This window comes from Pseudomonas sp. UYIF39 (assembly GCF_029963765.1).
Taxonomy (GTDB): Bacteria; Pseudomonadota; Gammaproteobacteria; order Pseudomonadales; family Pseudomonadaceae; genus Aquipseudomonas.
The window spans coordinates 1-12898 of record NZ_JALBYU010000029.1 but is presented as its reverse complement, the minus strand read 5'-3'; the positions used below and the strand labels follow the sequence as shown (position 1 = coordinate 12898).

The following is a 12898-nucleotide window of genomic DNA, read 5'->3' as shown; positions in this document are numbered from 1 at the left end:
GGCAAGTCGTCCGCTATGGGCCATACTTCATCACTACCGGGAATCCTACAGGAGCTCCTGACATGGCCCGTGGTGGTATTAACAAAGCCCTGGTACTCGCCGCGCGTGATGCCCTGATGGCGCGCGGATTGAACCCCAGCATTGACCTTGTGCGGGTCGAGCTAGGGAACACTGGATCTAAAAGCACCATCCAACGATATTTAAAGGAGCTCAATACAAACAACGGCGATGAATCATCCCCACGGGCGGTGAATGAGCAAATCCTGTCCTTGGTAAACAGTCTAGCCGAGCACCTGATTCAGCACGGACAGGAAGCGGTGGCTGAAGAACGGCAGCAACTCGAACGACTGCAGGAGGGTTATATGCAAGAACTCGCGCAGCTGCGCGAACGCCTTGAACAATCGAAGGCCACTGCCTCCCTCCTGACGAACGAGCGGGAAGCGCAACGCCAGTGCGAGCGACAACTGCGTGAGCAACTGCAAGACAGTGAGGGGGAACGTCAGCAACTGCGACAACTGGTGACGGGCCAGCAGCAACTGCTAGAGGAACGGGCTAGCCAGGTGCGGTCGCTGGAGGAGAAACACCAACATACTCGAGAGGGGCTTGAGCACTATCGGCAAGAACAACTGGCTCAGCGCCGACAGGAACTGCGTAGGCACGACGAGCAAACAGAGCAGCTACGTCAGGAACTCCGCTCACTGCAAAACGCGCAGCTGATCAAACAAGAGGAATTAGTGGCCGTGTACCGCGACCAGGAACGCCTACTGAATGAACACCGCGTTCAACAGGTGACGTTGCGTCAACAGGACCAAATGTTACGCGATGCTCAGCTCGCCCATCAGGCGTTGAATGAACAGCTACAGAAATTGACCACGGATCACGCCATCTTAAGGGGAAGGGTAAAACCGTACCTGCTTCAGCGCCGCGAGGACCGGCGGCACCTACGCGAACAAGCGCGGCAACTCGAGACATTGCAACGGTTCCTGAGCCAGCTGCCCCCCTAATTCTCGACCTGGAGGGAACCACGACATTTGTAGTGTCAGCGAGCATATACATATGGCCAGCGAAGCCCTTCGGGTTAGCAAGAGTCGACTCTCCATGAATTACATGCCTAAACCACAAACTCGCAGTACAGTCGTGGAGCGAAAGCGTGCAGCATAGAAAACCCAAACTCAGAACTGCAGACACGGTCGAGGGTGGGCGCCCTCCTTTCAGATCAATAAAAACGCCGGTTCTCAGCTTTTTGGATTGAGCGACTTCCTGTCTGTTCCAGGGGGTCGATTATTGATGTAGGGCGCAATCTGCACGAGCTTTGGATCGCGCGCCATATTGACGAGAACATAAAAGTGCCGTTTATTCCTATACTTTTGTTTACGAGATCGTTTGATGATCAACTCCACTTCCGGGGCACTCACATCAATACAAGTGACTGCAGAGTGCAAATCAAATATGCTGACCCAAATTACCTCGTTTTTCGGTTCGATGAGCAATGCATGAATCGCCCTCAACGCCTCTTCTTCCGATATGCCAACGTAGTGGCGTTGTAAGTTGCACAGCAGCTCGCGCAAATTCTTCAACCCGCGGTTAAATCGCCACACACTGCTCGGCCATGTATCGATTGGACAGAGAACACCCCGACCAATCTGACGATCAAGAACTTGAAATAACAAGACTGAAATTCCCTGCAACTCGGACGTCAAACACGACAACAATAAAATCAGTGTAAAATGCCGGCTGAGCCAATTTCGTAAAACCTCAAAGGGTGATGAGCGACTGGCCAGGATCGCGAGCAATAACGCTAGCCATCGCCAGTTACCAAATGTGCACTGCTGCAGGGATTGGAGTGAATGCGCGGTTAGTGGTCGACCATTAAACCGAACACTTTTGGCGAGTATTTCCAGGCGACTTCGTATGTGTTTTACCTTCGTATAAACGGAGTGGCTCCCAACCCTGCAATCAAGCTCGTCCAAGTCGCTCGCCGCCGACTCGAGACACCCAAGCACCATAATTAGAGGATTGAGCAGCACCAATACCAAGGAAAAAAAACGCTGACACAGTGCAGCCCGGACTACCGTGCCAACCAACGCACCGCGCAAGAATCGCCGCCACTTGGCGGTCTGGTCGTCGCTGGTCAACCCCCAATCCCGCTCGATCTGCTGGCCTAAGCGCTTAAGCGCGCATGGCTCCCGCTCAATTCCCGCAGCGGCAATCACCGCGTTTATAAAGACAATTCCGCGAATGCGATTGATCTTCTTTCGAATCGAAAGTTGAGATCTGTTTCGAAACCTTCCACTGTGGACATTCATGTAGTAGCACTACAAAAATTTACTGCCCATTTAAAACCCGATCACAAAAAATCAGTAATAACTAATCATAATTAATAAATACTAAAAAGTTTTAAAGCGGTTATGAATATTTTTCTTGTTGAAAATATTATTACGTAATGACCAATTTTTTCCGTAGAGCAAAAGTTATAAGCGTCTAGTTCGCTGGCTTGCGACGACTATTGCGAAATTTTTTCAAAAAATCATACCTAACCGTCACTGCCGCGAGCAATTGATAATCCAGTCCACTGCCACCCAGCAGTGGTAACCAGATATAGGATTTCAGGAGAACAGCAATGAAGACCATGCGCCCCCTTCATATCAACCAGCGTTTTATCTCTCCAACACTGAATCCTCGAGTACAAAAGTATTCGTTAATTGCGGCGAGGGTGGTACAGAGCGATCAGCAAAAGCGATGTGACAATTGGTCGAAGGCACACCGTCAAGAGAAAGACCAGCCGGACGCCAAAGCACCGCCTACATCCTCAGTCCGGGGGAAGTACCCAAGGCGTGCTATCGCGCAGCTGTTCAATCCTCAATGTAGCTGGGCCATCAGCTCACGCGCGAGTGCTGATTTCCTCGCCGCGGCAGTGATCAAGGTCGAGATCGGCCTCTTGGACGTGGATGTGTATGACACGGATTCCGGGCCCTGCATCCCCTGCTATATGTCAACGGTGTCGGTGGCAGACTCGCAGTACATCTTGGAGTGGCGGCTTTTTCACGGCGTAACACTCGGCCAGGCCACCCTTAAGGCGTTGAATTCGATGTTCGAACAGCGGCCGAACGCTGAGGCCATCCACGCCCGCGGTGAACCACGCTACCGTTCCCGTGGTATCGATTATGAGGTGGTCTCCGCTCGTGCCGGGTGTGTTTGGTTGCGCCCGACAGGCGGCTCCGATCAGACGAAGACAATCTCCGATGCCCCAACAACGTCGCACCGTCCTCGTCGGTATTGCTCCACCCCACAGGCCAGCGCTTTCCCCGTGTTACGAACTCGAGTTTCGGCGACTGTGAAGTGGCCCGAAGAATTTCATTCCCGCCACAAATGGATAGATCGCCAACCGATATTGTTTCGCAGGCTAGTCAGGCGGCATGCCAAGACCCTACTCGGTAGCAGTGTTCGATCCACCTACCGTCAGCTGGCTGGGCTTATCCTCGCGGAAGTTGCGCACTTCAACCAATCACACTCCAGCACTGAGCAAATGAGGAGACCTTCCTGGACGACGTTGTATCGCCTTACCCGCGAACTCGATGCTTGGCGTTCCTAATCCTGGAGTATCTGCCATGACTGGTTTTAATTTGTACACCCGCTCCTACCAAACATCTAACGAAGCCAAATCCATTGAATGTGGCTCCATGATGCTACCTGTCGAGCAGACTAACGCTCTCCCTACATATTTATCCGTGGCAATTCACAGGGCATCTGGATATGCAGTGGGGTGGAACATCTCTCAGCGCGTACCTGATCATTTGACTACTCTGCAAACTATCGAGGCATCGTTAAACAGTCGGATACTTTTAGGTAGATCCGAACTGAGCTTCATCATCGATGACTCACCGGAGTTCGGGATCATCAAACAAGCGCTCCGTCGCCTCGGTCACGAATTGCAAGCGTATACGCCCGCCAATCCAATGGCAAAAGTGTGGGTTGAGCGTTTTTTCAAAAACATTAACACTGAATTTATGGGGGTCTTCGCCGGTTTAAATAGTCAAGCATCGTCGTTCACACCAAATGTGGCAACGCTGCGCCGGATATTCAGAAGCTGGCTGATCGAATACCACCACTGTTCGTCAATACACCTCAGCCGTGCGGAAGCCTTTGATTACTTCATCGCGCGCGATATCCGCAGCAACAATGCTCGCGCTTGGAAGGCGGATCTTTTCGAGACATCCATCCCAAGTCAGCCGCGCCATTGGCCTCAACGCAGCCAGGCCAACCGGGAAAACGCTGGCATTCATTCACTCGACAGCCGCTCGAACCGGCGAGTGCGCATGATCAAGGCCGTTCCAAGCCGCACAGAAGCTGCACCACATCGGGTCGGTAAAGGGCAACGGTGAGCCCTAACGTAGGTAACCGTACTGCCCCTTATAAAATCCCTGCGCTCGGCGTGCCGAGCGCAGGGATTTATGCGCAGCAAAATTTGATGACCCCGATTTCTCCCTCCGTTAATTAGGAGTCGAACGAGATGGCGATCTGTTTTCCAGCGTCACTACCACCGACGGTGTCCATACTGCCGAGAAAATCACTCACGTCGGGACAGCCCCATCGGCGGGTCACCCACTTCCCTTCCCTGAAGAACCAGGAAATGGTGGCATGCGAATCACGACTGCATGCCCGTTTCTGTGTGCACTTGGAATTCGAGCCCAAAGTCATTAGCTATGCCTCGCGTCCTTTTGCCCTGCACTTTGCAGAAGCGGAAATGACCGCGCGTCCCGATTTCGCAGCAGTGTTGGCTGATGGCCGACACGTGTACTACCAAGTGAGCCTGGCTCACGAGATTACAGATCCCCGACAGCAACACCGGTTGTGCGTGACCCGAGAATGCTTCGGCAATGCCGGTCTGATTTTCGAGCAGCTCTCTCCAGAGCTTTATCAAGTGTCCGCCCGAACCGAAACGTTAACCTATCTTTATCATCATGCCCAAGGCGCGTCATCTACGCAGGCTGCCCGCATTCGGCAGGTGCTGCGTGATGAACTGAATAGTCGTGCCACCATTCGACATTTGGTGGCAAGTGGGTTCCGCGTCAACGACATCGCCTTCGCCATTTTCTTCCGGCATATCCGCACTGACCTTCACAAACCGATCGACCTCAACTCGCTCGTGGTCGCGTATTGAAATGGACGCCTTGATAGAGCTCAAAGTGGGGGAGCACTATTTTTACTGCGGTCGCCGCTATCAGGTTTCCGATATCGCAGACAAGAACGTACAACTGCGCACGGTCGATGGACCGCCGGTAATTGTCTTTCAATCTCTTCCCACGTTAAGGCGCGCGGCGGATCAAGGTCGCTTAGTAAAAATTCAAGAAGCGCCCATTACTGTGTCTCCTGAAAAAGTCATCGCCCGACTGCCAAAAAAGGACGCCGCAAAGCTCTCAGTGCGTCTTGCCTACCTAGACTTACAGGAGCGAGAATTTGGTGGGCAGATGTCGCGGCCCAAGTTTCCCGCTTTGGTCGAAGCTGTTAAGGCCAAGATTGGTGCGCACAAGGCTCCCGGCTACTCCACCTTCAGTGAATGGAGGAAAGTGTATTTCACCGCCGGTGGAAACTGCATTGTGCTCATTCCGAACACTTACCGTCCGCACCAACGGCATTTGACACGTCAGCCTGAAGAAATCAAAGACGTGATTCGACATTACGTAAAGGAATGTCATTGGGTGCCAACACCTCTCACCAAGTCGGCGTTAATTGAATCCATCCGGCTAGCGATCAAAAACCTGAACGAATCGCGGCCTGCCAATCGACAGTACCGGGTACCGTCGTGCTCGACGCTCTACCGCATCATCAACGAACTCAATGCCTTTGAAACAGCCTGCAAACAGCATGGTCGCCGAGCCGCTATGCGCAAAAATCGATGGGGTGCGGCCTTACCGGAACCGGATTACCTATTGGAGCGTGTTGAAGCAGATACGCAGTTACTCCACCTGTTTGTCGCCGATACGCTGGGGCGCGTCATTGGAAGACCCTACGTCACGGTTTTTTTGGAAATAAGAACGCGGCGAGTGATGGGGTGGCATATATCGTTCAATCCTCCCTCACTCGACACCACACTCATTGCCCTAAAGGCCTCCATCTGCTCGGACAACCTGTATGGCGGGGTTGGCAATCTCTACATCTTTGACAATGGCCCTGACTACATCGCCAAGACGTTGCGCGATACGCTCGGAATGCTGCGTGCTGAAGTCTCTTTTTGTGAGCCGGGGGAGCCCAATCAAAAGCCGCACATTGAAGCTTTTTTCAGAACTTGGTCGACTCAAATTGTACACAGCATGCGCGGAACGACTTTTACCGGGATTGCTTCAAGAGAAGGATATGAGCCCGAGAAAAATGCCACCTACACGCTAGACGAGGTCAGAGAAGTCTTTGCAAGGTGGTTGGACAGCTACCACAACGATCACCATTCCGAACTGGGAATGTCCCCGAATGAAGCATGGGCCAAGTGCCTGAAAAACGAGTTAGAGCCACGCCGTCACTCCCAGAACGATTTGCGTCGCTACTTCTGGCGCAAGCAGATGGTCACGCCCTCCTCGCAAAATAGAGTCAGGTACTCCAATGTGCATTGGACCGGGGGCGCGGTCAGCGAGTTAGCCAAACGCCGTCCTCTCCGGAAGAAGCTTTTACTGTATTACGACCCCTGCGACTTGGCCAAAGCGTGGCTTATTCATCCTGATTATCCTGATGACATCAGAGAACTTGGACCTGTCCACAAAAACTATCAGGAAGGTTTGACCCTCCATTTTCATCAGGAAATCCACAAACGCAAACTGGAGAATCGCAGAAACCACGCCTACAGCACGGCGCTGGAAGCACGGCTACAACTTCTCTGGGAAATCAGTCAGACCAACAACAAGTCTGAACGCCTGAAACACCATCGTGCCCTGGAACGCGGTGATGTCACGCCCGGCGAGTTGTCTGTGGTTAACCAGCCAGCCCCCTCTATGCCGGCGGAAGTGCTACCCGATTTCCACGAGTACCACCCGGATACTCCCGACGAATTTTCTGTGACTAGGAAATAACATGAACGTTCAGGAAAAAAATGCCGTGCTCAAGGACTTTTCAGCGGCCGCTGTTTACTTTCCGAAGTTCGCCAAAGCGTACTCAATCGCACATAGCGCGATTGAGATGTCGATCAACACTGCATCGGCCAATGCAGCAATCATTAGCGGCCCATCAGGCGCGGGAAAAACCACCCTGTGTAAACAGTTGATTGACCAATACGATCGAAATTATCACGAAGAAACCCCTGGTGGGGCGTTCCACCGAAAGACAACCGTATACTTTGAAGTACCTGAACCCGTTACGATTCGGCAACTGGTTGAGGAAATGCTTCATAAAGTGGGAGTGAGCACTTGCAAGGGAAGCATTGCCCATCTCACCTCCATGTTGATTACACAACTCGGCACATTGGGTGTCGAAGTCGTTTTCCTTGATGAGATTCAGCGCCTGTGTCTCCCCTCTGCGGATAAAATCCGAATGCCGACCTTGGGTTGGATTGTCAGTTTTTGCAACCGTCTACAAAAGCCAGTGATGCTCGCCGGAACCGAAGAATGCCGTTACATCACGCAGTTCTCGGATGCCTTCGCAAACCGCTACCCTAATATGATCGTATTGAATTTCTTCAATTACGAACCACGAGCTGACTCTGATTATCACCGAACCTTGGAAAAACTCGATGAATTAATGCATGAACTTCGGCCAATGCAAAGCGCCGTCCATCTCCACGATGCCGATATTGCGGCGGGATTATACGTCGGCACTTCAGGCAATCTGAAGTGGCTTCGCATCCTGATCTACAGAGCTCTTGAACACTGTTTGATTCGAGATGACGGAACGGGTCTGAGACGCGAAGACTTTCTATACGCCTCCTGCCAACTCAACAGCAAACTTAACTTGCACACGAACAACCCCTTTTTGTTGGACTTGAGCCAGTCTCGCGAACTGATCCAAACATCAAAGGCCAAACTGGCTGAATGGTGGTTACCTGAATGAACGATTTGATATTTGTTCCATTTCCGCTCGATGAGGAGAGCCCCACAAGCATGCTGCGGCGCTTTGCACTTCGCCACGGCTGTGAAATTCCACAACAGCTGTGCAGCATTACAATTCCAATAAATTTTCATGCCTCGACATTGAGTAGCGAATCCCCACTGGCACAATGGATCGCGCAGCGCGCCGGCAAGTACGCTATCCATTTTCTTGAAGGCTTTTACAAACCAATGGGGGTGCTGAAAGAAAACATGCCATTTGAGATCAATGGCACACGAGTACCTGGTCGTCTTATAAGGTTTACAGGAACGGCATACTGCTCAGAATGTTGGAGGGAGGGGCGCGAGCATATAATTAAGGACTTAAAACCCAGCCTTAACTGCCCCTACCATAATCGCCGCTATATTTTTGAGTGCCCGAACTGCAAAAAACACCTTTGGTGGATAGATCTGCTTCTAGGACAATGCTCATGCAAACATTTACTAGTCAGCGAAACATGCTCGCACGAAGATACTAAACCAGAATGTTTCATTTTGAAGTGCCTGCGGGAGAAAGACCAGGCAATCTTGGAAACATTTAAAAAAACATTGACACAGTTACAATACAAAATGGGTGCTCGACCAGATGATTTGCAAAACCGACAGATTCTCCAAGCCGCCATCTGCCTCATCTCCGGTGATGAGGCGGGCGTAGAACAATACCTTGCACGCCTTCACGCTAGTCATCCGCAACTCCCAGCCACCGTAATCAGTGCAAAGCTGTCTTTGGTCAACCTACCACTAGCCCGAAAAGTGATGACCCGTTACAACAAAATTACAAAATGGCCTTTGCCTATCCCGATGCTTGAAGGACCGCCCCCACTTTTTACCCTCAAACGCATACAAGTCAGGCAAGCAGCCGCCATCCGCGCTTGCGTTCTGAAAAAGCTGGAGGAAGAGCACGGTATCCTATGGCCGAAGCTCTCCCGAAAAGCAGACCTCAACCCAGCCCAGTTCCTGCCCTTACTTGAGCAGGCATGGGCGTGGAAGCTGCATGCCAGAAACTACTCCATTTACACTGCTGCCAATACTGATCTTGAATCCGCCTGCGAGGCTGTTCACGTAAAGCTTTTCACCTTTAAAAAACTCGTCCGTGCAGGAATGTTTCACCCGATTTCAAAGCCTAATCAAATCAAATTGATACCCAATAGCGAATTGGCTGATTTCCTCAAGAAATACGAATCAGTCGACTCACTGGCTGAACGTCTTGGGCTATCATCCCATGCAACCAGGGTACTTCTTAGCCGTCATCATGTTCGGCCTTTTGACATACTAAAATCTCGCACCCCCACCATTTTCGCGCGAGAAGATACAGATCGAATACTCGCCCATCACACTCACGTAAAACCATATGCTCAAAAAAGAACTAGAACAGATCACTTAGAATTTATTCAGAAAAAGGACCTAAAATATTTCAGCTCTTGCAGCGTTGTGGCGGAGCAATTGAGGCTGCAGACATCTACAGTCAGGGAATATGTAAAGGCTGGTGTTTTTTCGATTAAACGCTGCAATAAAAGCATTCTCATACCCAATACTGAGATTGACACCTTTCACGAAAGTTATATCTCCGCCGAGGAATATGCCGGCTTACTCGGCGTGTCACGATGCATGGCTACCCAAACCTTAATAGAATTTGGTTTGTGCCCTATAGCTGAATGGCGTTTCAACCGCTGTCATTCGCCTCTGTTTCTACGAAAAGAAGTCGAAGAGCGTATAACCGGTCATAAAGCGGAGGAAAAAACGACACTACCAATACGAGAAGCGCGATGTGCACTTGGCTTATCAGACATTACCGTTAGACACTTAATCAAAATAGGCGACCTTGCCGTCGACAACGATGCTAAACCAATATTATTTGCGAGCACGGAGAAGGTAAAAAATTTCTACTCCACTCATGCCAATTCCGTTACCGTCTCGCAATTGTGCAACATCCCGATGAGGACTCTGCAATCTTCGTTAAAAAAAATTGGAATTATTCCTGTCTGCGGCCCGGTCATCAATGGCAGCCCTGAAACTTTATATAGGCTGGCAGACCTTATTGGTCATGACGTGAAAGTCCCGAACCACACCGACCGCCCCACGTTCTCCAAAGTCACTCGAAATCAAGAAATAATCGCTGCGCAGCTCCGCGAACTTATCCCGTTCACAACAATATTGAAAAAATATAATATCTCCAAGCTTGGAATTACTAAAATATTCGTCAACACCGGCTTTATGGCACCGATCTCTATTGGCACAGAGAAATACCTCAGTGCCTTCGATGCAAAAAAAGTCTCAAAAATTCTTGATCAAAACTATACACCTTCGATGATTGACAAGATGCTCAATACTCGTGGGTATGCTCGGGCACTCTGTAAGCAAGGAAAATTACGCCAAGCACGTAATCTTCCAAAGGAGTTGAGCGGGCAAATATTAATTACCAGACGATCAATGAAAGAGTTCTTGGGCTCTCTTCCACGTCGGGTAACCTGCGAGGCTTCCCAAAGATGAAGTCTCAGCCCCATTGACCACAGGTTTGCATTTACTCTGCCCTTCGGATGGGATTTGATCAGAACACGAAAGATTGGTCGAAATCGGATATGGCCATTTATGCGAGTAAGACTCCCAGGCGTAAATAACGAAAACTTCGAGCGCCTTTGCTGACTGATCATCATCGACAGGCTTTACCCCCCCTTCGGCCATTCAACCCGCACTGCGAAATTGCGCTCTATTTGACAACCCGTTTACATTGGGCCTGACCAGCGATTGCATCGGATTTGACCAACACGCGTTGCAACCATGATCAGAAGAGAAAGGCCACTTTTTGCCTTTCGCGAAGAACAACAAAGGGTTGTTTCCGGACCCAGCGCTACAGGTCAAGATCCGCCGAAAAGTCACTCAGGTCTTTTCTCTTAAAAGAGATTCATCGCTGGCTACATAGTGATACTCATGTGGGCACAGTCTGCCGCCCGGACCAAATAGGAGATTGGCTGTGAAGCATTCTAGGTACGTGAGGGCTTCCAGCTGGACATGGCATTCGTAAAAGGTACGTCGGCCGTCTAGGACCCTAGCTCGGTTTTTCAGGCACAGCTTGACCAGCTCAGCCAGCATGTAGCCGCGAATGTCGTACCGCGCGTCGACTGCCTTAATTACTGTCGCGTAACAAGAATGGAAACTCAGCCCATATTTACGGGGGCTATGGAATGGTTTTCGATCGCTCACATTTCGCGCTCCTTCAAACTTTTCAACAACCGTATAAAGCCTGCCATACCATTAAAAATGGAATAATTGATCTGCGTGCCACCCTCAAAATGAAGAAAAAGTTGGAAAAATCATCAGAAATGAAGATTTTGTTTGGTAGCTCAAGAAAATCTTTATGATCAATGCTGCCTAAAAGGAAAATGCAGTTTGCGTAAGCTAGATCGAGAGCTCGGCCGTTTGGGAGAGGCAGCTATCCACCAAGCCCTCACAAATGGTCCTTCGAGACCGCCAAATTGTATAATCTCTCACAAACGAGAGTCCGATAGATGATCAGCCCGGAGAAACCTGGTCCAGCCGTTTTTGACACAACGGGTTCTGGTCCAGCTTTTTTGAAAAAAACGTCTCATATCGGTTGAATTTTTTTTTAAAAATCAACGTCACCAGTTCCGATGTCAGCGAAAAAAAAGGCCGAGCTCGCCGCGATTTGACGATTGCGATCTGAATCGTCAAATCGAAAAAGCAAGAGCCCCGATCTGATCGGGGCTTTTTTATTGGGGAATGAAAATCCTTTTTTCCACCCCTACGCTACGACGCTAAAACTCCTACAGCACTTACAGCTGCTTCTGCATTGATGCACTTTCAAAGCACCTCTAAGCTCCATTGCAGGTGCCTAAGAAACGCCCAACGTAGAAGCTTGGTCAAACACACAGACACGCAATTCACCCCTTGGTGATTGTCGTTCGGATGTGCGAAGGCTTTGCGCGTTGGGATTTTTTAAGTCCACTCTACGTTGGGGTCAGGCCCTCCTAAATCTACACGTAGAGGTACTGGATATGCCTGAACACGATTTACCCCGCACTCTCGCCATTCTGGAGATCAGTCATGACTGATCCCTTCTCTGTAACAGTCTTCACTCGCCACAACCTTGCCCTCCATGCCCTCCTCCTAGAAAACCAACCATGGTTCTGCGCCCGCGATCTGGGTCGTTTGATGGGTTTCCATCTGAATGATCGTGTGGTCAGCAAACTGGACGAGGATCAGAGACATACGTTGTTGATTGAGTACCACGGCCAACCAGAAAAACGGTTGATGATCAGCGAGTCCGGTGCGTATGCGTTGCTGGTGTATCACTACGCGCCGGGGAATCGGTTGTTGCGTGAGTGGTTGACCCATCAAGTAGTACCAGCCTTGCGCGATGCGGGGCAGTCGAAGAACGCGGATCGGCCAATGTTGAGCTTGTTGGATTGGCCGGAGATGTCGTTGAGTCTGCTGCATTGGCAGGATGAAGGCTGGATTCGGCTGCGGGACATGCCTTATCTGTTGCTCAATCGCACACGGCGACGGGTGCCGGTAGTTAAGCCTTGGTGGCGGAAGGTTGTGGAGGTGTTTCAGTCTTCGAAGCAATCGGTGGGTTAGTGCGGAGGTGTCTTTGTAGGACCGATTGAGCGACGCATCGGTCTTTTCTGTAGGAATTTTCGTAGACAGTCGTAATGGCCACTCAGTATCGTCCGAGGGTTTTCAACCCTCGGCGATTGTATGGACACTGAAAAGAGCAACAGCGATTGGAGTGACGTGGAGATTCAGGCTGCGGTCGATGTGTAGTGGTCAACTAATCCCGGACACGACGTTAAATTTTTCTTCGGCCCGAGCTG

Annotated in this window: 9 protein-coding genes; 8 read left to right on the top strand and 1 reads right to left on the bottom strand. The window is 50.5% G+C overall.

All coding sequences use genetic code 11. The features are described from left to right. Positions 1-62: 62 nt before the first annotated feature. The gene (locus MO767_RS26875; protein ID WP_219095416.1) at positions 63-1004 is read left to right on the top strand and encodes a DNA-binding protein; all 942 of its coding nucleotides are present in this window, start codon (positions 63-65) and stop codon (positions 1002-1004) included. A gap of 231 nt (positions 1005-1235) precedes the next feature. On the opposite strand, the gene MO767_RS26870 is transcribed toward MO767_RS26875, so the two are convergent. After that, positions 1236-2306 carry a hypothetical protein gene (locus MO767_RS26870; protein ID WP_219095417.1) on the bottom strand — a complete coding sequence of 357 codons (1071 nt, stop codon included), beginning with the start codon at positions 2304-2306 and terminating at the stop codon, positions 1236-1238. Between the two features lie 314 nt (positions 2307-2620). Here MO767_RS26870 and MO767_RS26865 point away from each other — a divergent pair, with 314 nt between their 5' ends. From MO767_RS26865 to MO767_RS26830, 7 genes are all read left to right on the top strand, one after another. Further along, positions 2621-3592: a hypothetical protein gene (locus MO767_RS26865; protein WP_282483004.1), complete on the top strand. Its 972-nt coding sequence runs from the start codon at positions 2621-2623 to the stop codon at positions 3590-3592. A 16-nt stretch (positions 3593-3608) separates the two neighbouring features. After that, positions 3609-4382, top strand: a complete 774-nt coding sequence (locus tag MO767_RS26860) for a hypothetical protein (RefSeq protein ID WP_282483003.1) — start codon at positions 3609-3611, stop codon at positions 4380-4382. Positions 4383-4510: 128 nt separating this feature from the next. Beyond that, positions 4511-5161 (top strand): hypothetical protein, encoded by a 651-nt coding sequence (locus MO767_RS26855; RefSeq protein ID WP_219095419.1) that lies wholly within the window; start codon positions 4511-4513, stop codon positions 5159-5161. A 1-nt stretch (position 5162) separates the two neighbouring features. Continuing rightward, positions 5163-7058 (top strand): transposase, encoded by a 1896-nt coding sequence (locus tag MO767_RS26850; protein WP_282483002.1) that lies wholly within the window; start codon positions 5163-5165, stop codon positions 7056-7058. Between the two features lies 1 nt (position 7059). Continuing rightward, on the top strand, positions 7060-8031 hold the full coding sequence (locus MO767_RS26845) for an ATP-binding protein (RefSeq protein ID WP_219095421.1): 972 nt from the start codon (positions 7060-7062) through the stop codon (positions 8029-8031). Further along, positions 8028-10556, top strand: a complete 2529-nt coding sequence (locus MO767_RS26840; RefSeq protein WP_282483001.1) for a TniQ family protein — start codon at positions 8028-8030, stop codon at positions 10554-10556. Before MO767_RS26845 ends, MO767_RS26840 begins: the two co-directional genes overlap by 4 nt. A 1572-nt stretch (positions 10557-12128) precedes the next feature. Continuing rightward, entirely contained in the window at positions 12129-12662 is a 534-nt protein-coding gene (locus MO767_RS26830; protein ID WP_282483000.1) for a Bro-N domain-containing protein, read from the top strand. Positions 12663-12898 lie beyond the last annotated feature (236 nt).

Excerpts from the sequence above, each read along its gene's own strand:
- MO767_RS26875 (WP_219095416.1), top strand. The coding sequence starts at position 63 with ATGGCCCGTGGTGGTATTAACAAAGCCCTGGTACTCGCCGCGCGTGAT.
- MO767_RS26870 (WP_219095417.1), bottom strand. The coding sequence starts at position 2,306 with ATGAATGTCCACAGTGGAAGGTTTCGAAACAGATCTCAACTTTCGATT.
- MO767_RS26865 (WP_282483004.1), top strand. The coding sequence starts at position 2,621 with ATGAAGACCATGCGCCCCCTTCATATCAACCAGCGTTTTATCTCTCCA.
- MO767_RS26860 (WP_282483003.1), top strand. The coding sequence starts at position 3,609 with ATGACTGGTTTTAATTTGTACACCCGCTCCTACCAAACATCTAACGAA.
- MO767_RS26855 (WP_219095419.1), top strand. The coding sequence starts at position 4,511 with ATGGCGATCTGTTTTCCAGCGTCACTACCACCGACGGTGTCCATACTG.
- MO767_RS26850 (WP_282483002.1), top strand. The coding sequence starts at position 5,163 with ATGGACGCCTTGATAGAGCTCAAAGTGGGGGAGCACTATTTTTACTGC.
- MO767_RS26845 (WP_219095421.1), top strand. The coding sequence starts at position 7,060 with ATGAACGTTCAGGAAAAAAATGCCGTGCTCAAGGACTTTTCAGCGGCC.
- MO767_RS26840 (WP_282483001.1), top strand. The coding sequence starts at position 8,028 with ATGAACGATTTGATATTTGTTCCATTTCCGCTCGATGAGGAGAGCCCC.
- MO767_RS26830 (WP_282483000.1), top strand. The coding sequence starts at position 12,129 with ATGACTGATCCCTTCTCTGTAACAGTCTTCACTCGCCACAACCTTGCC.